The sequence below is a fragment of the Paenibacillus luteus genome (assembly GCF_006542765.1).
Lineage (GTDB): Bacteria > Bacillota > Bacilli > Paenibacillales > Paenibacillaceae > Pristimantibacillus > Pristimantibacillus luteus.
On record NZ_SKCD01000024.1, the window covers coordinates 90,698 to 112,724 of the forward strand.

Annotated in this window: 24 protein-coding genes; 17 read left to right on the plus strand and 7 right to left on the minus strand. The window is 50.2% G+C overall.

Features of this window, described 5'->3' with window-relative positions; translation table 11 throughout:
- Nucleotides 1–154 precede the first annotated feature (154 nt).
- A complete protein-coding gene (locus E0496_RS19635; protein WP_139996677.1) occupies nucleotides 155–1,213 on the minus strand; it encodes a hypothetical protein in 1,059 nt (352 codons plus the stop codon).
- The gene (locus E0496_RS19640; RefSeq protein ID WP_141503548.1) at nucleotides 1,210–3,045 is read right to left on the minus strand and encodes an HSP90 family protein; all 1,836 of its coding nucleotides are present in this window, start codon (nucleotides 3,043–3,045) and stop codon (nucleotides 1,210–1,212) included. The genes E0496_RS19635 and E0496_RS19640 overlap by 4 nt, the downstream gene beginning before the upstream one ends.
- A 264-nt stretch (nucleotides 3,046–3,309) precedes the next feature.
- Between E0496_RS19640 and E0496_RS19645 the strand changes: the two genes are divergently transcribed.
- The 4 genes from E0496_RS19645 (at nucleotide 3,310) to E0496_RS19660 (ending at nucleotide 6,916) form a co-directional block, all read left to right on the plus strand.
- Nucleotides 3,310–4,758, plus strand: a complete 1,449-nt coding sequence (locus E0496_RS19645) for a DEAD/DEAH box helicase (protein ID WP_141503549.1) — start codon at nucleotides 3,310–3,312, stop codon at nucleotides 4,756–4,758.
- 28 nt (nucleotides 4,759–4,786) lie between these two features.
- Nucleotides 4,787–5,347 carry a class I SAM-dependent methyltransferase gene (locus E0496_RS19650; RefSeq protein WP_141503550.1) on the plus strand — a complete coding sequence of 187 codons (561 nt, stop codon included), beginning with the start codon at nucleotides 4,787–4,789 and terminating at the stop codon, nucleotides 5,345–5,347.
- A gap of 33 nt (nucleotides 5,348–5,380) precedes the next feature.
- Nucleotides 5,381–5,995 carry a class I SAM-dependent methyltransferase gene (locus E0496_RS19655; RefSeq protein WP_241674889.1) on the plus strand — a complete coding sequence of 205 codons (615 nt, stop codon included), beginning with the start codon at nucleotides 5,381–5,383 and terminating at the stop codon, nucleotides 5,993–5,995.
- A gap of 516 nt (nucleotides 5,996–6,511) precedes the next feature.
- A complete protein-coding gene (locus tag E0496_RS19660) occupies nucleotides 6,512–6,916 on the plus strand; it encodes a RidA family protein (RefSeq protein ID WP_241674890.1) in 405 nt (134 codons plus the stop codon).
- A 157-nt stretch (nucleotides 6,917–7,073) separates the two neighbouring features.
- Here the strand turns inward: E0496_RS19660 and E0496_RS19665 are convergent, their stop codons facing one another.
- The 3 genes from E0496_RS19665 to E0496_RS19675 form a co-directional block, all read right to left on the minus strand.
- Complete coding sequence (locus E0496_RS19665; RefSeq protein ID WP_141503551.1) at nucleotides 7,074–7,745, minus strand: TetR/AcrR family transcriptional regulator; 672 nt, start codon at nucleotides 7,743–7,745, stop codon at nucleotides 7,074–7,076.
- A gap of 51 nt (nucleotides 7,746–7,796) precedes the next feature.
- Nucleotides 7,797–8,975, minus strand: a complete 1,179-nt coding sequence (locus E0496_RS19670) for an FAD-dependent oxidoreductase (protein ID WP_141503552.1) — start codon at nucleotides 8,973–8,975, stop codon at nucleotides 7,797–7,799.
- 324 nt (nucleotides 8,976–9,299) lie between these two features.
- A complete protein-coding gene (locus tag E0496_RS19675; protein WP_141503553.1) occupies nucleotides 9,300–10,328 on the minus strand; it encodes a zinc-binding alcohol dehydrogenase family protein in 1,029 nt (342 codons plus the stop codon).
- 127 nt (nucleotides 10,329–10,455) lie between these two features.
- Between E0496_RS19675 and E0496_RS19680 the strand changes: the two genes are divergently transcribed.
- The gene (locus E0496_RS19680) at nucleotides 10,456–10,830 is read left to right on the plus strand and encodes a winged helix-turn-helix transcriptional regulator (protein ID WP_139996686.1); all 375 of its coding nucleotides are present in this window, start codon (nucleotides 10,456–10,458) and stop codon (nucleotides 10,828–10,830) included.
- 359 nt (nucleotides 10,831–11,189) lie between these two features.
- Here E0496_RS19680 and E0496_RS19685 read toward each other — a convergent pair whose 3' ends face one another.
- Nucleotides 11,190–12,170: an N-acetylglucosamine kinase gene (locus tag E0496_RS19685; protein WP_141503554.1), complete on the minus strand. Its 981-nt coding sequence runs from the start codon at nucleotides 12,168–12,170 to the stop codon at nucleotides 11,190–11,192.
- A gap of 27 nt (nucleotides 12,171–12,197) precedes the next feature.
- A complete protein-coding gene (locus E0496_RS19690; protein WP_141503555.1) occupies nucleotides 12,198–12,377 on the minus strand; it encodes a hypothetical protein in 180 nt (59 codons plus the stop codon).
- Between the two features lie 159 nt (nucleotides 12,378–12,536).
- Here E0496_RS19690 and E0496_RS19695 point away from each other — a divergent pair, with 159 nt between their 5' ends.
- From E0496_RS19695 to E0496_RS37220, 12 genes are all read left to right on the plus strand, one after another.
- On the plus strand, nucleotides 12,537–14,282 hold the full coding sequence (locus E0496_RS19695; protein WP_141503556.1) for an ABC transporter ATP-binding protein: 1,746 nt from the start codon (nucleotides 12,537–12,539) through the stop codon (nucleotides 14,280–14,282).
- Between the two features lie 20 nt (nucleotides 14,283–14,302).
- On the plus strand, nucleotides 14,303–14,977 hold the full coding sequence (locus E0496_RS19700) for a response regulator transcription factor (protein ID WP_141503568.1): 675 nt from the start codon (nucleotides 14,303–14,305) through the stop codon (nucleotides 14,975–14,977).
- The gene (locus E0496_RS19705; RefSeq protein ID WP_141503557.1) at nucleotides 14,974–16,035 is read left to right on the plus strand and encodes a HAMP domain-containing sensor histidine kinase; all 1,062 of its coding nucleotides are present in this window, start codon (nucleotides 14,974–14,976) and stop codon (nucleotides 16,033–16,035) included. The genes E0496_RS19700 and E0496_RS19705 overlap by 4 nt, the downstream gene beginning before the upstream one ends.
- A gap of 135 nt (nucleotides 16,036–16,170) precedes the next feature.
- Nucleotides 16,171–16,422, plus strand: a complete 252-nt coding sequence (locus E0496_RS19710; RefSeq protein ID WP_139996694.1) for a GlsB/YeaQ/YmgE family stress response membrane protein — start codon at nucleotides 16,171–16,173, stop codon at nucleotides 16,420–16,422.
- Nucleotides 16,423–16,526: 104 nt separating this feature from the next.
- Nucleotides 16,527–17,636 carry an MBL fold metallo-hydrolase gene (locus tag E0496_RS19715; RefSeq protein ID WP_141503558.1) on the plus strand — a complete coding sequence of 370 codons (1,110 nt, stop codon included), beginning with the start codon at nucleotides 16,527–16,529 and terminating at the stop codon, nucleotides 17,634–17,636.
- Between the two features lie 316 nt (nucleotides 17,637–17,952).
- Nucleotides 17,953–18,405 carry a MarR family winged helix-turn-helix transcriptional regulator gene (locus tag E0496_RS19720; RefSeq protein ID WP_141503559.1) on the plus strand — a complete coding sequence of 151 codons (453 nt, stop codon included), beginning with the start codon at nucleotides 17,953–17,955 and terminating at the stop codon, nucleotides 18,403–18,405.
- Between the two features lie 200 nt (nucleotides 18,406–18,605).
- Entirely contained in the window at nucleotides 18,606–19,007 is a 402-nt protein-coding gene (locus E0496_RS19725) for a DoxX family protein (RefSeq protein ID WP_141503560.1), read from the plus strand.
- A gap of 60 nt (nucleotides 19,008–19,067) precedes the next feature.
- Nucleotides 19,068–20,015 (plus strand): ring-cleaving dioxygenase, encoded by a 948-nt coding sequence (locus E0496_RS19730; RefSeq protein WP_139996712.1) that lies wholly within the window; start codon nucleotides 19,068–19,070, stop codon nucleotides 20,013–20,015.
- Nucleotides 20,015–20,626, plus strand: coding sequence for an alpha/beta hydrolase (locus tag E0496_RS19735; RefSeq protein ID WP_139996713.1), 612 nt, complete (start codon nucleotides 20,015–20,017; stop codon nucleotides 20,624–20,626). The genes E0496_RS19730 and E0496_RS19735 overlap by 1 nt, the downstream gene beginning before the upstream one ends.
- A gap of 48 nt (nucleotides 20,627–20,674) precedes the next feature.
- On the plus strand, nucleotides 20,675–21,289 hold the full coding sequence (locus E0496_RS19740; RefSeq protein WP_141503561.1) for a flavin reductase family protein: 615 nt from the start codon (nucleotides 20,675–20,677) through the stop codon (nucleotides 21,287–21,289).
- Nucleotides 21,290–21,307: 18 nt separating this feature from the next.
- The gene (locus tag E0496_RS19745) at nucleotides 21,308–21,670 is read left to right on the plus strand and encodes a DUF1304 domain-containing protein (protein WP_141503562.1); all 363 of its coding nucleotides are present in this window, start codon (nucleotides 21,308–21,310) and stop codon (nucleotides 21,668–21,670) included.
- Between the two features lie 89 nt (nucleotides 21,671–21,759).
- Nucleotides 21,760–22,027: helix-turn-helix domain-containing protein (locus E0496_RS37220; RefSeq protein WP_421924288.1), on the plus strand; the 268-nt coding region annotated here is incomplete at its 3' end.

Below are 22,027 nucleotides of genomic sequence, written 5' to 3' on the forward strand. Positions count from 1 at the left end.
CTAATCGGATCTTTAGGAAAAGCCTTTTTGTAGGGAAATGCGTTGGTCCTGAAGCAGATGCTAAGCGACCATGATAATTTGTGGCAAGTTCAATAATGCTCAATGCCCAGAATATAGCTGCTATTGGCCTCTTTGTCGCTCGTCTACGTACGCGCTACGCGCGAAGCGCTTCCTCGGCCCACTCCATATAATACGAGTTGCCGTTGCGAGTATCGTATTGCTGGGCAGCCGATAAGGCGAGCTGGGCAAAATGATCGGCCAGATGCGCCAGACTCATCTCCTCGTTTGAGACGAGGAAGGACATCGGCAGCCTTGGACGGTATTTGGATCCGTTCGCTGCGAGCTTCTGTAGCAACTGCGCGCTGTAGAGATGGAATACCAGCTTGTGGAACGGGTCCTCGTGATCGAGAGTCATCGCTAAGTGGTGCTCAAACAGCTCTATTCCTTTCTTCACGTCCGTCCGAGCCAGAAACGACATGTGCCTGCCCACCGTTTCGATAAAGTCACGTTTGCCTTTAATGAGCCGGTAACCTCTGTTATGGGTCTTGCGCGCATCCTGCTCTGATTGCAGCTCAAGCATAGGCAGCAGCAAGTAGGATAACGTAATATGCGGCACCTCCGCGCAGCTCATAGCGCCGGACAGAATCGGCTGCGCAGCTTCCAGCGCCTTCTCGTGCTCGCCGAGCTGGGAGTAGAACTGAACGATCTGGTTTTGCTCACAAGCATCGCAATCGCTCATATAATCGCGTTCGGCCTTTTGGAATAGCTCCAGATAGGTTTGTGCCTCTGCCATCTTGCCAAGGTCCATGGCAACGCGGAAGCGGTAATAGAAATAAGTGCGCTCATTATAGCCGTGCTCCTTGTAGCGCTTGCCCAGGTCATCCACGAGCTCCTCGATCTTATGAAGCGGGATTTCCGGGAAGTGGGCCACCTGGCCGACAATCCACTTATAAGACCACATCAGATCGAAGCTGCCGAACTGCTCGGGATTTCGGTCATATTGCCCTAGCTGCCAAGAGAAGGCGATCAATGCTTTTAAGGGGTAACCGTGAAAAATAGCGGTATGCACGATTTCTTTTCTCGCTTCAAAGCCTTGCTCGATGTCCCCCTCCGCGTCGGCATACCGTGCCGCCGCTTCCAGAACCTCCAGCTTCGCAAGCCCATCGGGCAAATCATAAGCTTCATCCATTAGTGTCTCGAAATCATAGTTCATTTAGAAGCCCCTCCATTCCCCGCATTCGCGGACAAACCCCAGTCGATAAATCGAACGATTCCTTGATTAAGCACGGCAAGCTCTTGCCGGCTAAGCGGATAATGCCCCATCATTAACGCATTCGTGTAAAGCATCTCCACGGCCGCAGGAAGCATATCCTTGCTGCCTGAGGAGAATAAGCGGTCAATGAGCGGGTTATCCAGATTGAAATACAACGTGGAATATGCGGACTCGCCAAAGCTGCTGCCTAAATTGCCAAGCACGGAGGCCAGCAGATCCGTGCTGGTTTCCTTCGCTTTCTCCAGCGAGCGCAGCGCGGAGGATTCCTTCGACAGCGTATAGAGAGCCGGCAGCTCAGCAGGCTTGAAGCGTTTCAGCTGGATTTGGCAGCGAAACCGCTGCAGTGTGATGTCGGCAAGGCGAATCGCATCGTAATGGGCATTTTTCTCCTCCATTGTGAGATCAGTGAACGATAGGGACACGTCCTCTGGCATCAATCGCTCCAGCTCAAGCTCTGGGTTCATGTAGGCGATCCCCTCCAGCAGCTGATGGTTATAAATATAACCGCCGTTTAACACGAGCAAGGATTGCGCTACGGCTACATGCGTAATTTGGCGGTATTCGTCGACCGTAGCGGTGTAGTATATCTTTTTCTTCTCGTCGATAAGCTCACCGAGCGTCCGCTCGCCATAGGTGCTCTCGAAGGAGAGCCATTTGTAGATAGTGTTCAGGAACGCGGCATCCTCTGCAGCTAGCGCCTTCATTGGCAGGGCGTGGAGCGAAATGATGCGCTGCAGCCGCTCGAGTTCATGGTTTCCGATGCGCACAAGCTCATCACGGATGGCTTCCCCTAGTTCATCGCGTACGGATTGCAGCCGGTCATCCTCATAAAAATGCTCGCGCGAGGCCGTCGGCTGCAGCTCATCGGTCCAAATCAGGCATTTGACGAAGAAAGCCCATTCCGGCAAAATATTTTCCGCTTTATCCGAAACCAGCATTTGCTTTAAGTAAACCTTGTGTGAGCGCCGCGTATTCAGATTTACGCTATGCGGAAGTATGTAGGCGATTCCGCCGGTACGGCCGTTTGCCGTGCGCAGCGGAATGAAATCTTCGAAGGGCTCCGTAAGGAGGCGGGTTCCGAAATCCAGCACTTCGCGGCGCTTGCCGCGGGCGAGCTCAGGCTCCGCGAACCACACAGGCTGCGTAGCGTTAATAGTCTTCTGCTGTCCGCCTGCGACCAGTGTGACCGGATACGGCAGCAAGGCGCCGTAATAGAAGAGCAGCTCTTCGACAGCAGCAGGCTCAAAATAGTCGGCGCAATCGGCTTTGCAGCGAAGGTACACCTTGGTTCCGATTGCGAGCTGTGTATCGAGCTTGCGAATCGTATAGGTGCCGTCCGGCTTGCCGCGCCATTCCATGGAAGGGCCGCCCTTGGCCGACTGGGTCAGCACGACAATCTCGTCGCTGACCATAAAACAGGACAAGAGGCCGATCCCGAAGCGGCCGATGAAGGAGGTTTCCGTCGCAAGGAAGTCCTTGCCGACCTTGGACGAATGGCCGATCATCGCAAGGAACTGATGGATATCCTCTTCCGTTAGGCCGATGCCCGTATCCTCCACCGTCATCGTAACGTGCTCGCCGCCTCCTGCTATTTCAACAGATACTTTCCCTTTGTAGGAGGGGTCAACGCTGCTTCTTGCCGTAATTGCGTCGGTTGCATTTTGCAGCAGCTCCCGCAAAAATACCTTTGGACTGCTATATAAGTGATTAGATAATATATTGATCATTCCGCTTAAATTAACCTGAAACCGATATTCCTGCTGCTCACTCATCGGACACTCTCCCTTAATCGTTGTATTCGAATGGCTCCTATGCTGGCGGGTATAACCAATAGTTTACTATTATTTTGTGTTTTATTTCCAATGTTGGTTGAATAATAAGACTAAGGTCTTGACTCTTTATGAGTCCTAAGACCTTATGCCTAAGCTTCAGCAAACCGTTTACACGTGGAGGGGAAAGGTTTATGAATCAAAAGGCCAGCGAGTATGCTATGCTTAAAGTTACGAATAAACTACATGTGCAGAAGAGGTCTATAGATGAGTGAAATCAAATTTTCGGATTATAAATTAAGCCAAGAAATCGTGCGGGCGCTAGAGAGCCTGTCCTATGAAACGCCAACCGAGGTGCAGCGCGAGGTAATTCCCGTGGCGCTTGCTCAGAAGGATCTGGTGGTTAAATCCCAGACAGGCAGCGGCAAGACGGCAGCCTACGGCATTCCGCTGTGTGAGCTAGTCGATTGGAACGAGAACAAGCCGCAGGTGCTTGTACTGACACCGACAAGAGAGCTTGCGCTTCAAGTCAATGAGGATATTACGAACATCGGGCGCTTCAAGCGGATTAAATCCATGGCGGTTTACGGCAAAGCTCCTTTCCATATCCAGAAGGCGGAGCTGAAGCAAAGAACGCATATGGTTGTAGGTACGCCTGGGCGCGTGCATGACCATATCGAGCGGGGCACGCTGGCCATTGAGAAGATTAAATATTTGGTCATCGACGAAGCCGATGAAATGCTGAATATGGGCTTTATCGAGCAGGTGCAGGCGATTATTCAACAGCTTCCAACGGAAAGGGTAACAATGCTGTTCTCAGCGACGTTCCCGGAGGATGTGGCCAAGCTGTCGCGCAGATATATGAAGGAACCTGTAGAGGTAGAAATCAAGGCTTCGGGACTGACTACGGCGACGATCGAGCATGCGGTCATCGAGGTAAAGGAAGCGGACAAGTTCAAGCTGCTGCAGGACGTGATGATTACCGAAAATCCGGATAGCTGCATCATCTTCTGCCGCACGCAGGAGAACGTGGACCAAGTATTCAGACAGATGGCTGATCTCTCGTATCCTTGCGATCGCATTCACGGCGGCATGGAGCAGGATGAGCGCTTTGAAGTTATGAATGCTTTCCGAAGGGGACAGTTCCGTTATCTGGTTGCGACAGACGTAGCGGCTAGAGGCATCGATATTACGAATATTACCCATGTCATTAACTTCGATATTCCGCTGGAGAAAGAAAGCTACGTTCACCGTACCGGACGGACGGGACGGGCGGGCAAGACGGGCAAGGCCATTACGTTTGTCGCGCCTAAGGATGGAAGGCGACTAGCGGAGATCGAGGATTATATCGGATTCCCTATTGCCAAAGCCAAGGCTCCTTCCGAAGAGGCGGTTGATCTTCGTCGCGAGGATTTCGAGCAGAAGCTGAATATTGGTCCGGTCCTTAAGAAGGATAAGCGCGAGCAATTGAACAAGCAGATCATGAAGCTGAACTTCAACGGCGGCAAGAAAAAGAAGCTTCGGGCCGTGGACTTTGTCGGTACGATCGCCAAGATTGAAGGCGTCTCAGCCGACGATATCGGGATCATTACCATTCTCGACAATGTTACGGACGTTGAAATATTGAACGGAAAAGGCTCACTCGTGCTTGAGGTGATGCGTAATACAACGGTTAAAGGCAAACAACTGAAGGTTCGCAGAGGGAATAAGTCCTAAGACAAAGCGCGGGTTGGAAGGGGGGGCGATGACGATCGAGAGCCTCGTCTACCAGATCGTGTTACTATCGGTGGCCGCAGCCGTGCTGGCTGCGGTCTTATCTATTGTCTATGTTAGCTGGCGCAACGGCATTTCGCCCATGCCTGCATCGGAGCCTGTCAGGCGAGCGGTTATTTCGGCGATTCGAAAGCTCCCAGGAGGGAGCGGGGGGTTGATGGTAGAGGCAGGCTCGGGCTGGGGAACGCTGGCATTGCAAATCGGAAGAAGCACGAAAGGCTGGCGAATTATAGGGATCGAAAATTCACTTATCCCCATGTGGATATCTTTTTTGGCAGCCAAATTGGATCAAAGCCGGAATGTAACGTTCGTTAGAGGCGATTTATACACATATTTGTACCGGGATGTGGATATGGTTGTGTGTTATCTCTTTCCAGGAGCGATGCAGCGGTTAAGCGAGGTATTTCGCGATCAGTTGAAACCTGGCACGCATATCATTAGCGTCTGCTTTGCGCTGCCGGGTTGGAAGCCAGAGCAGATTGTGGTTTGCCGTGATATGTATCGAACTAAGCTTTATCTCTATACGGCCTGAAGAGGGAAACGGGAAAAGAGGTGGCATCCTTTCATGCAGATGAGCATTAAGGAACAATTCGGAGATATCGACATTTATTTATTCGATCAGCTGTTGAAAGGCCGGATCACGAAGGAGCTGCGCATCCTCGATGCTGGCTGCGGGTCGGGAAGGAACATCGCCTATTTGCTCCGCGAGGGCTACGAGGTGTATGCCACCGACCGTTCGGAGGCTGCGGTTTTGGAGGTGCAGAAGCTCGGAGCTGCTTTAGTGCCTGATTGGCAGAAGGATCGGGCGTGCGTGGAAGCGGTTGAGCAGTTGAGCTTCCCTGATAGGAGCTTTGATTTTGTCATCAGCAGCGCAGTGCTGCATTTTGCGGAGCATGAGGCCCATTTTGAGCAAATGGTCCAAGAGCTTTGGCGTGTACTGAAGCCCGGTGGAAGGCTGTTCGCGCGCTTGGCATCTTCGATTGGAATGGAATCGGCTATGCAGCCGCTTGGCAATGAGCGTTATTTGCTCCCCGACGGCAGCACTCGTTTTCTCGTGAATGAGGAACGCCTGCTGCAAATGACCAAAAAGCTGAACGGCGAGTTATATGAGCCTCTCAAAACCGTTATCGTAGCCGGAAAGCGCTGCATGACGACTTGGTGTATACAGAAGCTTGGCTAAGCATGATTTTAACCCGTACGTCGGACACTTTCGCAAAAGTGACCAACGTGCGGTTTTTTTTGGTTTTCATTTAGAATGAACTATTAAATCGACAAATGATAGGTGTAGAAAATCAGGCTTTCAGCTGCCTCCTTATCTGAGCTTCCGTTTCAATATGTCTTCGTTTTGACCTCGTTATGACGACTTCCTATTTGATTTAGCAGGAATTTATGGCGTTATTTTTATGGAATTTTGTTATTCGGGATGTTTAGCTGCAAACGTTGACTTTAATTTTGATATTGTTCATGATAAGCTTTTGTAGTCAGTCATTTTTCTTATACATTGGAAGGAGGGATACCGGATGAAAAAAAGATCGATCAAATCGCTGTCTTGGGGCATCGGGTATTCCACTGCTGTTTTTTTCTAGAATGAATGTGGACGGGATAGGTCTGTCAACAATTCGGAAATTAAAAAAACAGTGAAAATGGATCACCGTAATTTGGCGGTTGATTTTCAATTTATAAGGAGACTTTATCCATGATGAATTCAAACCATAACGTTGTACAACGATATAATCCGGAAAATATAGCGAAACCTGTCGGTGGATATAGCCTTGTGACTAAGATCAGCAGACATGCGGAGATGTATGTGTTTTCTGGTCAAGTTGGCGTGGACATGAACGAGCATATCCCTTCGGACTTCAATCAGCAGGTGACCAATACGATGGGCAATATTGTTGCGATTCTTGCTTCTCAGAAGCTGACTCCCGATCATGTGGTTAAGGTTAATATCTGGGCAACGGAAGAAATTGATTGGGACCATTTCTATGGCGTTTGGAATCAAACCTTCGGCGATACGCCTCCTTCCATGACCATTGCTTATGTTCAAGGATTAGGTTTGCCTGAATTAAAAATTGAACTGGACGTGTGGGCCGCTGGTTAACGCAGTCCGCCAAATAGAGAGTGAAGCCACTTAGCAGTGGTGCGAAATGCAAGCTGCGAAGGTGAGAATAGAAAGAGCCGCCCCATTCATGGGGCGGCTCTTTCTATTTGCGGCAGAACACGGGCGAGGCCTGACCAATCCTGCATGTCTATTTCTATTAATCCTGCTTGTTTAGAATTCCTTGCAGGATGACCTCAAGCCCCCAATGAAACCGTTCCTTGCCGCCGGAGGATGTCATTTCGTCCTTCAGGCCCGCGAGTAGCGGATAACGTGACGCATCAAGCGTCTGGTAAGAAGCGGTAAGCGCGTGGAGCGGCGAGCCCTTCTGATTGCGGGAAGCTTGTTCGAAAGCGACCGAAGCCGGGTAAAGCAGCAGCAGATCGACTCCCCAAGCTGCCGAAGTGGAGCGGATGCCTCCTTCATGCAGCCGCTCAAGAATATACTCCGTCAACGCTAACGAATGGGGTCCGACGGGAATGGTCGTAAGCGCAAGCTCAGCGATGCCCGGGGTCTCATACAAAACCATGAGATACGAGTTTAGCGCATCGAACAGGTTCGTTTTCCAGGAGCCTTCTTGGACATCAGGCAATGCCATCTTGCCAAGCCCGTGATCTAACACATAAGCGCTTAGCTCCTGCAGGTTTGTGACATAGACATAAAGCGAAGAAGGGCCCGTATCTAGTGCTTTGGCGATTTTTCGCATGCTTAGCCCGGATGGGCCTTCACTTTTTAATAACTCCAAGGCGGTCTTTATAATGAGCTCTTTGCTTAGCGGCTCCTTGGCAGGCCGCGAACGACGACTGATAATGGTTCGAGTAGGTTTATCCATAGTTTCCTTATAGCATGCCCGCTTAAATTAGTAAACAATCGGGCGCGCTTTTTAGTGCTGCCCATGAAATTGAGTCATCATCTGGCTAAGCTTCGCTGCGGCATCATCGCCAAAGCAAAGCTTTAGGCTATCATCTGACTCCGCAGCTGATTTAGAGGAATAGCCATACATCTTCTGCTCGTAGTCGGAGATGGCTTTGTTGATATCGTCGTGCTGCACGAGGGACAATGCGAGCTCTGTAGCATCCAGCATCGCCAGGTTCGCACCTTCTCCAGCAAACGGTGACATCACATGGGCAGCATCGCCGATCATCGTGATGCCCGGCTTATGCTCCCACGTCAGACCGACAGGGAGCATATAAATGCGTCTTGGCAGCAGAGGGCCATCGGCATCGCTGATATATTTGGTTAGGGATTCATCCCAATCGCTATACTGCTGAAGCAGCTGCCGCTTTGCCTCCTCGGGTTGGTCAAAGGGAATGCCGCAAGTATCCAGCCAATCCTGCTCGACTTTAAAGCTCAGATATACCCGGATGGTTCCGTCTCCATTCAACTGGCCGATAATGGCTTTATGGTCGGAGAGTGCGAACATTTTGCCGCGTCCGTTGAAAGCGGCGATTTCAGGATGAATTGCGACAGCATTCCGCAAGCTAATCTCAACCATGCTGAGCCCGGTGTAGGCTGGCACGGCATCCGTAAGAAGCGGGCGAATGCGGGAGAAGGCGCCATCGGCTGCTACGACAAGATGCACAGTGTCCACGTGCCCGTTCTCGAAGCGAAGCTCGTGCATACCATTTTCCAAGGAAATGGCTTGGTCCAGCTTATATCCCCAGCGGATGCAGCCCGGATCGAGAGCATCAAGCAACAGCCGGCGCAGCGTGCCGCGATCGATCTCGGGACGTTGTCCTTCATCGGTGTCATCGGGATCAGCGACTTCATCCCAATAGTTTCTTCCGGTTTTATCGAAAATGCGGAAATCTTCTCCTTCATAGCGGGCAATGGCTTGAAACTGCTCATACAAGCCAGCTTCTTTGAGCGCTCGTTGTCCGGACTCCGCATGCAGATCCAACGAACCGCCCTGCTGCTTGCTCGATGGCGAAGCTTCGCGTTCATAGACGACGGTCGGTATGCCGTGTCTCTGGAGAATGAGGGCAAGAGTCAGCCCGCCAGGACCTCCGCCGACGATGGCTATGCGTTGTTGTTTCTTTGTTACTGCGTTTGTAGTTGTCATGATAGTCAACACCTCGGTATTAGATTTGAAATGAATTGATCTAGTTATACCATAACGAACAATGTTCGTAAAGAACAATGTTCGTTAAAGGTGAGAATGCTTTTTGGATGGATTCCCATCATCTGTGCAAGACACTCAAAGCGCTGCTGATGGATTGGAAGCCGCTTTTGATCAAAATCAGGTGGCGCATTTCTTGCTAGAAAGGTGGTTTGACAGTATTCAGGAGAAGACGAGAGGCGATCAAAGCAATAAAAAAACCGAAATGCCTTCGACTGGGCATTTTCATCCCGATACGATGGGCAATCCGGTAGAAACGATGTTAGCTTATTCAAACCGCTCCAAAACGATTTTTCCAATCATGCTGCCGGTCTCGATGATTTTGTGGGCTTCTCGCAGGTTAGCGGCATTAATCGGGGATAGCCGCTTTGCGAGGGTGGAACGAAGCGTGCCGTTATCGATTCGCTTGGCAATCTCATTCAGCAACCGATGCTGCTCTTCCATATCTGCTGTTTCGTACATTGCTCTTGTGAACATGAACTCCCAAACGAAAGTGACGCTTTTGTTTTTGAGCAGGGTGAGGTCGATAGGCGAGCTCATCTCGACGATAGAGCAAATTTTTCCTTGCGGTGCAATCGCTGCAGCCATATTGGCCCAATGCTGCTCCGTTTGGTTAAGGCAGAAAATGTAGTCGACCGATGCAAGGCCGATGGCCTGCAGCTGAGGCAAAAAAGACTCATGGTGATTAATCGTATGGGCAGCGCCATGTGCCCGTGCCCAATCTGTGGATTCGGGTCTCGAAGCGGTTCCAACCACAGTTAATCCTGCTTCGCTTGCGAGCTGGGTAGCGATGGAACCGACTCCACCGGCAGCGCCTATAATCAAGATAGACTTGCCTTCATTCTTGCCGCAGTCGTGTGAGATGCCGAGACGGTCAAAGAGCCCTTCCCATGCCGTGATGGCGGTAAGCGGCAAGGCTGCGGCTTGAGCAAAATCAAGGGTTTTCGGTTTGTAGCCGGCAATGCGTTCATCCACGAGGTGAAATTCGCTGTTGCCGCCTGCGCGCGTGATGCTGCCCGCATAGTAAATCTCATCGCCCGGTTTAAAGAGTGAGGCATGTGGGCCGACAGCTTCGACGATACCCGAGACATCCCAGCCGAGCACGCGCGGGGCTGCCTCAATTTTTTCCTTAGGAGCACGGACTTTCACATCTACGGGATTAACTGAAATTGCCTGAACTCTCACTAGCAGGTCGCGGCCCGTAGGAATAGGCTTATCCATGTGGAAATCGATGAGGCTTTCAACGTGTTCGATCGGCAAATAACGGTGCAATCCAATTGCTTTCATTGTGGTCATATGGTTCATTCCTCTCTTTTTGACTAGCCATAGCCCTAGTATAGGTGTTAACCTACAGATACGTAAGTACGAACATTCATGTAATGTAGTATCAAAATGTATACTATGAAAGAGAGGATGAGGTGAGATGAGAGACCGGATAAGCGGGTATGGCGATTGTCCATCCGGTGAAGGCTGCCCCGTAGAATTCACGCTGGACGTGATTGGCGGCAAGTGGAAAGGCGTCATCCTGTATCATCTAATCGATGGAACGAAACGGTTTAATGAATTTCGTAAAATATGCCCGAACATTACCCAGCGCATGCTGACCCTACAGCTTAGAGAGCTTGAGAATGATGGGATCGTTCATCGCGAGGTTTATCATCAAGTACCGCCGAAGGTGGAGTATTCGCTGACGGAATTCGGGGAAACGCTGAAGCCGATTATATTGCAAATGAAGCAGTGGGGGGAAACCTATAAGGACAGCCTGCTGGTGCTTTCGAAAAATCGGCAGACGAAGTGATTTGTCGGCAGGCTATCCTGCACGTTGGCAGGATAGGGGTTAATAAACTGCTTGAATGAGCAGCTATGTTGCATCGTCGCAGCAGAGCTGCTCTTTTTGGTGTATGGAGCTGCTAAATCATACGTTTATCATGCGATTTTGAAGGATAGGCTGCTCAAGTGCACGGAATAAGGATAAGTTGCTGCACAGATGCAGGATAGCGAGTAGGCAAACGATTACGGACGGGGATCCTATAGATTGGACTAACCGTTATGAAATGCTAACTATCACCGGGCACCGACCTCTGCAGTTGGTGAACGTAAAGTAGCGCTAACGATTGCTGAGCTCCCATCTCTGCAGTTGGTGGACGTTAATTAGCGCTAACTGTTGCTAAGCTCCCACCTTTGTAATTGGTTAATGGCGCCCTCATCAATGGAGCTATCCGCATGCTTTAGCGCAAGTAAGACCGAGCCGATGACGGGCGGGAATTGCGGCTGTACGATAAGATAGCGTTTGTTGTTCCCTTGGGCAAGCTTTTCCCTTAGTGACTCTAAGTAATAAGCACTGTTTGCTACACTGCCTATGAAGGTGACTGAAACTTCCTGGCTAGCGAAGGAGGCGGCAATAAGCTCAATGCCTATTTTGATTTGGCCAATCGCTCGCTCGCATACACGGATCGCAGCGGAGCTTCCTTGCTCTGCCGCTTTGGTAACCGCGGGGGCGAAGTCGCCAAACTGCTTGTCTCGTGCACGGCGCTCCTCGAGGAACCCTTTTTTTGCTAGCTCGGCAAGCTCGCCTAAGCTTGGAACTCTCCAGTGCGCAAGCATGGAGTCCAGCAATCCCTTGTCCGATTTGTCATAGCTGCCAGCAAGCACTTCGTATACGGCATCGTAAGCGATGGAGCGGGCAGCAGTTACGGCATAATGATGAAAATCATAATTGCGAATGAATTGCCCATCTTCCGTTACGCCTACAATAATCGAGCCAGTTCCAGCTATAACGACGATGCCAGGCTTGCCCATCAGCGCACCTGAATGTGCGGATACAGCGTCGTTGACGTGCAAGACGGGGCAGTTCAGACCCGGCAGCTCTGTTAACGGCGTTATCCACTCTAGATCGGATGGTGCATCATAGCCTGCGATCCCGGCAACCAATGCTTGTATGTCAGCAGTTGTCCGGTCTGCTTGTTGCAGCGCTTCGGCTATGGCTCCTTTTACGTTTTGTGCAGCCTGCTTGTCTTTATAGATGGAGGCTGAGCCTCGCTCCAAGTAAGCCAGAACATGTCCCTGTTTATCGCTAATCATCACACGGGTATGCGTTCCGCCGCCATCGATACCGATAACGACCTGTTTGGTGCTCATAGGATTCCCCCTAGTTATTTCGTTGATTCAGCCCAAGATGAAATGAGCCGCATGATTTATTTTACCGCTATTTTCCATAAAAAAGAAGCTGTTCCTTTTGGAGGATACTGCTTCTTCCGTATGAAGCTGCGGGCTTTCCGGCTTGCTCTTTATCTCTTCACCATCCCCTTTCGCCAGAGCTGTATTTACCTGTAACCTAGCGATCATTTCTCACGCAACTTCAGCTGCAACCCTTTTTTTGAAAAACGGTATTAACAGGTATTCAGCGATCCTGCGGCAGCTTGCCGCTTTGTTTAAATTGCGTTTAAACAGGGAAGGTAAAGTAAACGACATAGTGGAGAGAAGAGAGATAGAGGAGTGGGAGCAATGAAAGATAAAAAAAGCAATGTGAAGCGATTTATCGGACTGATCATGGAGACAAATCCTCCAAAGAAGATGTTGACCATAGCCATTGTTCTAAGTTTGATTAGCACGCTCGTTGGATTGACGATACCGTTATTTACGAAAAACATGGTGAACGGCTTCTCGCTCGGTTCGTTAAGCACGGCCCAGATTGTCGGCATGGCGATAGCGTTCATTGCGCAGGTGGTATCGGGCGGGGTCTCGGTGTATTTGCTGCATTACAGCGGAAACAAGATTGTATCGTCTATCCGCGAGAGGCTGTGGAGCAAGCTGCTTCGTTTGCCGGTTCCCTACTATGACAACAAGTCGTCAGGCGATACGATTAGCCGACTGACCAATGATACAGCGCTGCTCAAGGGATTGATTACGGAGCATGTGACCGGCTTCTTCACAGGGATTTTGTCGATTATCGGCGCCCTGTCGATCCTGTTCTACATGAACTGGCAAATGACGCTGATTATGCTGACGGTGTTCCCGGTTGCAGCCTTGATTATGATTCCCATCGGTCGTAAAATGTACAGCATTTCCAAATCCACGCAGGCGGAAAATGCCCAGTTTACCTCGGTTGTGAACCGGGTTGTTTCCGAAATCCGTCTCGTGAAGGCTTCGGGCTCTGAGCCGGTGGAATATGAGCAAGGACGCACAGGCATTCAAAATCTGTTCGGCCTCGGCTTGAAGGAAGCCCGGATGCAGGCGCTTATTTCGCCAATCATCACATTTATTATTTTGCTGCTGCTCGTTTGCTTGATTGGCTTTGGCGGGGTTCAGGTGTCATCAGGTGCCATGACGGCGGGAGAACTGGTTGCATTTATCATGTACCTGTTCCAAATCATGCTTCCCATTACGCAAATTTCGCAGTTTTTCACGCAGTTTCAGAAGGCGATGGGGGCGACGGACAGCATTATTGGTATTATAGAGTCAGAAGAGGAAGATCAGGAAAGCGGCAAAGCCGTTACGAAAATGAATCAAACGCTGCAAGTAGACCACGTATCCTTTGCCTACAAGCCGGAGGAGCCGATTCTTCGGGATGTAAGCTTGACGATCGAAGCAGGTAAGGTAACGGCGCTGGTCGGCCCGAGCGGCAGCGGCAAGACGACGCTATTCTCGCTGCTGGAGCGTTTCTATGATCCGACCTCCGGCGCGATCCGGTTAGGCGGAACGGATATCCGCGATGCCTCGCTTCGCTCGTGGCGCAGCCAGATCGGCTACGTTTCGCAGGAAAGCCCGATCATCGCAGGATCGATCCGAGATAATTTATGTTACGGCTTGACGCGCGAGGTCACCGATCAGGAAATCGAACAGGCGGCGCGAAGGGCGTATGCGGATGGTTTCATTGAAGCCTTGCCAGACAGCTACGATACGGAGGTTGGCGAGCGCGGCATCAAGCTCTCTGGCGGACAGCGGCAGCGGATTGCGATTGCGAGGGCGCTGCTGCGTGACCCTCATATACTGATGCTGGATGAAGCAACCTCCAATCTGGACAGCAAGTCGGAGGAGGTCGTGCAGGATGCGCTCAAAAATCTGATGATCGGGCGAACGACAGTGGTCATCGCGCATCGGCTGTCGACGGTCGTCGACGCGGATTCGATTGTGTTTTTGGAGAAAGGGATCATTACGGGCGTTGGAACGCATGAAGAGCTGTATGCCAGCCACGCGATGTATCGCGAGTTCGCCAATGGCCAGCTAAGAATGAATAAAACGGCCTCCTAGGCAGAGAAGAGGGTGCAATGATGGGCTATGTGCTTGTTGTGGACGATGATCCGCATATCCGGGAGCTTGTTCGCGTTATTTTGCAAAAAGAAGGCTTGAACGTACAGGAGGCTGCGGATGGGCAATCAGCGCTTGCGCAAATGGAGGCGTTGCCGGCAGACATGGTCATCCTTGACATTATGATGCCGAATATGGACGGCTGGGAGCTCTGCAGGCAGCTGCGGCAGCACTATGATATTCCGCTGCTCATGCTGACAGCCAAAGGGGAAATGGGAGATAAGGTCAAAGGGTTTAATCTGGGTACGGATGATTATTTGGTGAAGCCGTTTGACCCCGCTGAGCTTGCTGTTAGAGTCAAGGCGCTAATGAAGCGCTACCGAATTGCCGTTTCTCAGCAGGTGTCCGTTGCCGAGCTGATGCTGGATCGCCAGACGTTTGAAGTCAAGGTCCATGCGGACTATAGTACGCTCCCGCCGAAGGAGTTCGAGCTGCTGTTCATGCTGGTTAGCCATCTCGGCCGCACCTTGACGCGCAATCAGCTGATTGAAGCGATATGGGGGTATGATTTTGATGGCAACGAGCGAACGCTTGACGTACACATTAACCGGTTGAGAGAACGATTTGTCGCATGGAACGTATCGATTAAGATCAGTACCATTCGCGGCCTTGGCTATCGGCTGGAGGCATTGAAATGAATTCACAATATAATAAATGGCAGATTGCGGTGCGGATTTCGGGAGCGACGGCGATGGTGTTCGCTTTCAGCGGCGGCGCCTTTTCACTGGCCTACTGGCTGACCTATTGGTTCTATTCCCATCATGAAGTGCGCATGCCGGAGTATCTGCTTCAGCTTGTGAATTGGGGCTTGGGCGTTTTCATCATGATTTTAATATTTGCAGTCGTGAACGTGTTGGTTCGGCCGAAGCAAAGAGCGGTATGGAAGGAAATGATGGACGCGCTGAAGCGAATGGCTAAAGGCGACTTCAATGTCATTGTTGACCAAGATAAAAAATATCACGGGCAAATGGGCGATTTTATTCAGTCTATAAACGATATGGCCCATGAGCTAAAGCAGGTGGAGCTGCTGCGGCAGGAGTTTATTTCCAATGTATCGCATGAAATTCAGTCGCCGCTAACCTCGATTCGCGGCTTTGCAAGCACGCTGCAGCGCGAGGATCTGAGCCCAGAGGAGCAAAAGCATTATTTGTCGATTATCGAACAGGAAACGACGCGCCTGTCGAGCATAAGCGACAATTTGCTGAAGCTGACTACACTCGAAGCCGAGCAGCAGCAGCTGGATAAGAAGCGCTACCGATTGGACACCCAATTGGAAAATGTCGTGCTTGCTTGCGAGCCACAGTGGCTGGGGAAAGAGCTGGAGCTGGAACTTGCGCTTCAAGAAACGGAAATCGTAGCAAACGAAGAGATGCTGAGCCAGGTATGGGTCAACTTGGTGCATAATGCAATCAAGTTTACGCCGGTACTAGGGAGCGTTAAGATTGGGCTGCACAGCAGGGAAAACCAAATCGAAGTATACATTACGGATACGGGTATCGGAATTACGCCGGAGGATCAACTGCGCATATTTGAGCGTTTTTATAAAGGCGACAAGCAGCGGACAAGAACAGCCGATGGAAGCGGGCTTGGGCTGTCGATCGTGAAAAAGATCGTAGAGCTGCATCATGGCGACATTCGAGTAAGCAGCCGGCTGCATGAAGGCTCGACATTTAAAGTTACGCTGCCTTTCGAATAACGGTTGGTTCCATTTTATGAAGGCCAATAAAAGCCTCTGTATCGTTCCCACAATTTACATCTCGCGGCTTTGTTTCAAAGCCGGTATATACGGTTAATCTTAGCTATATCGTAATACAGAGAGGGGAAGATAAATATGGGTCTATTGTGGACATTAATTGTAGGCGGAATCATTGGTTGGTTAGGTGGCTTGATCGCAGGGCGTGACATTCCGGGAGGCATTATCGGCAATATTATCGCTGGCTTTATCGGAGCTTGGCTAGGTACGCTCATTCTAGGATCGTGGGGTCCTTCGCTTGGCGGGTTTGCGCTCATCCCGGCGATTATCGGAGCCATTGTAGTCGTTCTGATTTTGAGTGCCATTATGCGTGGCGCAAGAAGAGCGTAAGACGATCTTTGCGAAAACTTGATAAAACCGTTGTTGAAGTATAACGTATACTTCAATAGCGGTTTTTTTTGCATAAAATTTGTGAAATTGAAAGAGGTTAGAACATGTGGATACTGCTTGGCATCATTGTTGTACTGGTCGTCATGGTTTATGTGCTGCTGAACTACTACCCTGCTTTCGGGGCTAGGCAATCGAAGGCGAGGAAGGCTCAGCTAAGCCGGTCTGCGCAGTATGGCGCTAAAAAGTTTAGAAACGCTACACCAGCACCGATCGACAACACCAACATGGGCGGGAAAATAAAGCTGCTGGTGGAATTTGCAAAAGGCAATCCAAAGGGTAGGCCTGCCATTCCCGTGGCTGTCGAACCGTTTCGCGGGAGCAATGGGGAAGTAGGAGCTGAGCAGAGCGGCAAAGCAGCCATCACATGGTTCGGCCATTCGGCGGCTATGCTTCAATTAGATGGGAAGACGCTGCTGCTTGACCCGATGTTCGGCCGCGCGCCATCGCCGTTCCCTTTCATTGGAGGCAAACGCTTCAGCAGCAAGCTGCCGTTTGAAATTGAGCAGCTGCCGCTAATTGATGCTGTTATTATCTCTCATGATCATTATGACCATCTCGATTACGGATCGATCGTGAAGCTTAAGGGTAAGGTGAAGCGATTCATTGTACCGCTTGGCGTGGCTCCGCACTTGGTGAGATGGGGAGTGAGCGCGGCTATTATTGAAGAGCATGACTGGTGGGATGAGTTTGAATATGCTGGCTTGCGGCTGGCTTGTACGCCTGCTAGGCATTTTTCCGGCAGAAGCTTGTCCGATCGAGATGCTACGTTATGGTGCTCATGGGTCATTGAGGGACGCGAATCCAAAATCTTTTTTAGCGGCGACAGCGGATATGGCCCCCACTTTAAGGATATCGGCGATAAGTATGGCCCGTTTGACCTCACTTTAATGGAATGCGGCCAATACGATGAGCGCTGGGCTGCTATTCATATGATGCCGGAAGAAACGGTTCAGGCTCATCTGGACGTGCAAGGCAAAGTGATGATTCCCATCCATTGGGGCGCGTTTACACTGGCGCTGCATGATTGGACCGATCCCGTTGAGCGGGCAGTTAAAGCAGCTAGGGATCGCCAAGCGCGGATAGCTACTCCGAAAATAGGCGAGACCGTCTTCGTTCCGTCGGCAGCTTATCCCTCCTTGCCTTGGTGGCGATAAGCGAAGATGGTATGGCAATAGCTGAATGAAAAGGCAGGATAATGGAAGCAGTACGTGCGTCCATATGCTAACAGCATTTAGGTCGTTCGAGTTAGTTGTCGTTAAGCGCCAATGTGTGCTTAACGACTGATACTAGCGTATGAGGGAGACCAAATGGTTACAATAAGCTCATGAGTGCGGACTGCAGTTTTTCAAGCTTCATGGGTGAAATCAAATTAGTTTGGTAAAAGGTGTTGACAGGAGCTTCGAAATATATTATCTTTAATTCAAGATAATTAACTTAAAGATAAATGCAGCGCAGAAGGGAGTGATCATCATGTCCAAGGAAAATCAGAAACCAAATGATTCATTAGATCTCTTCATCGCGCTGTCTAGAGCGACTCAATGGGTGAATGCCCATGCGGATCGCGATATTCGCAAGAATGGCTTGAACCGGACGGAGTTTGGGGTTCTTGAACTGCTTTACCATAGAGGACCGCAGCCCTTGCAGCAAATTGGCGAGAAGGTGCTCATGAGCAGCGGCAACATCACTTATGTAGTAGATAAGCTGGAGAAGAAGGAAATGGTACGCAGGCGAGCTTCGACTGAGGATAGACGCCTCATCTATGCTGAGATTACGGAGCATGGCACGAAATTTATAGAAGAAATTTTCCCGGCCCATCAGGTCGTCATTGAACAGGCGGTAGATGGACTTACGGCAGAAGAGAAGATGCAGGCGAGCCAGCTGTTGAAGAAGCTCGGCAAGTTTGCACAGGAGCATTACAAGTAGCTGAGCCTGTGGATTTGCTGCAAATCTAACAACTATTTGATACGCATGGCAAAATAGGGTTTTCTAACGGCTGCTTCTCCCGCTTAGCCTTACTGGTTTTAACTTGTAGCCGGAGTGTATAGTCAGCCGATTATGTTTGTCTAATATCTTAAATTAAAGATTCTTTAAATAATAATAAAAACCAAATGGAGGAATTTAAAATGAGTATCGCATTGGGATTGTTGATTGTACGTCTGGTTGTCGGTTTATTGTTCGTAGGGCATGGCGCTCAGAAGCTGTTCGGCTGGTTCGGAGGTTACGGACCTAAAGGAACGGGCGGCTGGCTCGAATCGATTGGCGTTAAGCCAGGGGTTGCTATGGCAGTGGTTGCCGGGCTGATGGAGCTTGTAGGCGGTTTATTATTTGCAGCCGGATTGCTTACTCCGCTAGCTGCCGTTATCATCGTGCTAACGATGCTTGTAGCTATCGTAAAGGTTCATGGGCCTAACGGTTTGTGGGCGACAGCAAACGGTTATGAATATAATCTGGTTCTTGTAGCCATTGCTATAGGTATTGCTTTAATCGGAGCGGGCGATTATTCGCTGGATGCGCTCATTCGTTAAGAAATTATTTTGTTAGTTACAATACTTTAGAAACTAATATAAACTAGGGAGTGGAAACACATGACAACTCAAACCGCTGGAATTCACCATATAACTGCTTTTGTAAGAAACGCACAGGTAACGGCTGACTTTTATGCAGGGGTCCTTGGACTTCGCCTAATCAAAAAAACAATTAACTTCGATGCACCAGAGGTATACCATCTCTATTTTGGCAATGAAGCAGGCAGTCCAGGTACGATCATCACCTTTTTCCCTTGGGAAAACTCGCGTAAAGGCAAAATTGGCGGAGGCCAAGTCGGTTATACCACGTATGTTGTCCCTGCCCATACGCTTGATTTCTGGAAAGAGCGGCTGACTAAGCTGAATGTTGATTTTGCACAAACCTCAAGATTTGGCGAAGAGTATTTGCAGCTTGCCGATCCGGACGGTTTGAAACTGGAGATCGTTGCCCGTGAACAAGGAGCGCAGAGCCAGTGGGCGTTTGGCGGGGTTCCTGCGGAAAAAGCGATTAAAGGATTTGGCGGAGCCATCCTGTACAGCACCAACGCTGCCCAAACGGCAGCGCTTCTGGTGAACGTAATGGGACTTGAGAAAGTAGGCGAAGAAGGCGGCTATGCCCGGTTCAAATCAACTGGCGATCTAGGCAACCTGATTGACGTGAACGTGGAAAATATGGAGCCTGGTCATGGCGGTGCTGGAACGGTGCATCATATTGCATGGCGGGCAAAAGACGACGCTGAACATGCGCTTTGGAGAAGCCTTGTGGAAAGCAGCGGCTATCAGCCAACGCCGATCGTAGACCGTCAGTATTTCAACGCGATCTATTTCCGCGAAACAGGCGGCATCTTATTCGAGATTGCGACCGATCCTCCAGGCTTTGCCCGCGATGAAGAGCCAGAGCATTTAGGCGAGAAACTGATGCTTCCAGAATGGTTCGAAGAGCATCGCACACAAATTGAGCAATTGTTATCGCCATTCGAAGTAAGAGTTCTAGAGGAGGACAAATGATGAAGCATATATTCAAACAAGGTACTGATCCTAATGCACCCGTATTGCTGCTGCTGCACGGAACTGGCGGAACGGAGCGGGACTTGCTCCCGCTTGCCGACCGTATCTCTCCCGCATCCTCTGTTCTAAGCGTAAGGGGCAATGTGTTGGAAAATGGGATGCCGCGTTATTTTCGGCGGCTCGCTGAAGGGGTCTTCGACTTAGAGGACTTGGCGTTTCGCACCAAGGAGCTGAATGATTTCCTGGATAACGCCGCAGTGGAATATGGATTTGATCGTGGCAATATGGTAGCAATCGGCTATTCTAACGGAGCTAATATCGCAGGCAGCTTGCTGTTCCACTACGAAGGCACGCTGCGCGGGGCCATCCTGCATCATCCGATGGTTCCGATTCGGGGGCTTGAGATTCCTGGTCTGTCCGCTGTTCCATGCTTCATCGGCGCAGGGTCCAATGATCCGATCTGTCCTCCGCAGGAGACAGAGGAGCTTGACCGCTTGCTGCAGGCAGCGGGCGCGCCGGTTACCGTTCACTGGGAGCCATATGGTCATCAGTTGACCAGTACCGAGGTAGCCGCAGCGGCAGCCTGGTATAACGAAACCTTTAATGGATAAGCAACGAGCTGTCACAATAGCAGGATAAAGGAAAAAAGGAGACTGAAGATGCGATCCATTGATCCCGCGAGTCAGAGCGTTCAAGACAATTACAAGCTCCTCATTGGCAGCATTGTGCCGAGACCGATCGCTTTTGTCACCACGTTGTCTAGCGAAGGGGTGCTGAATGCAGCACCCTTTAGCTTCTTCAATATCGTAACGGCCAATCCGCCGATGGTGGCGGTATCCGTACAGCGCAAGCCGGGTGGTGTCCAGAAGGACACCGCCCGAAATGCCGTTTATGCAGGCGAATTCGTTGTCCATATTTCTGATGAGAGCTATATAGAGGCGATCAACGTCACCGCTGCTAATTTGCCGCCGGAGGAAAGTGAGGTGGAGCTGTCAGGCTTGACGGCTATCGCGAGCGAACGGGTAAAGGTTCCAGGCATTGCCGAGGCGAGAATTCGCATGGAGTGCGTGCTTGAGCAAGCATTGCCGCTTGGCGGCTCCGACGAAACGCCGGCTTGCGATCTCTTGATCGGGCGAGTCGTGCATTTTCATGTAGCAGATGAGCTCTATGAAAACGGAAGAATTAACGCCGAAGCACTGCAGCCCGTCAGCCGTTTGGCAGGCAATGATTATGCGAAGCTGGGACAGCAATTTACCATTGAACGGCCCATTTAAGGAAGGAGAGTGACAAAGATGGTTATAGCAAGCATTATATTCGTGGCATTAGTAGCAATGGAGCACCTGTACATATTAGTGCTAGAGATGTTTTTGTGGACCTCGGACCGGGCACGCAAATCCTTTGGTACAACGAAGGAGTTCGCGGAAAGCACCAAATCCTTGGCTGCTAACCAAGGGTTATATAACGGTTTTTTGGCAGCGGGCTTGTTCTGGGGTTTGTTCCATCCCACCGCTGAATTCGGATATCAGCTTCAATTGTTTTTCTTAATCTGCGTATTGGTGGCTGCGGTGTATGGCGGTTTAACGGCAAAGAAGTCGATTCTTGTCGTGCAAGGCTTGCCAGCGCTTATCGCCCTCGTTTTCGTATTATTCGCATAAGCAGGCGACAAACAGCCCATACACGGTGATTCTGATATGCTCCCATCATAGTAGACAGTAGAAAAAACAAAACTTCTACTTCTACCATGATGGGGGTTTTTGCTTTGTCAAAAAGGAGTCCAATTACATTAGATGTAAAACTACAGGTTGTAAAAAGGTGCCTTAAACAGAATTCAAATCCTCATCATGAAGCAAAGCAGCTGGGGATCGACTATACGACTGTTGTGGATTGGATAAGGAAATACAAAGCGGATGGTTATGAGGGGTTAAAGGAATCCAAGGCTTGGAAAACATACTCACATGCGCTCAAGCAGACTGCGATTCGTGATGTTCTATCTGGAAAGTACTCCATCCGAG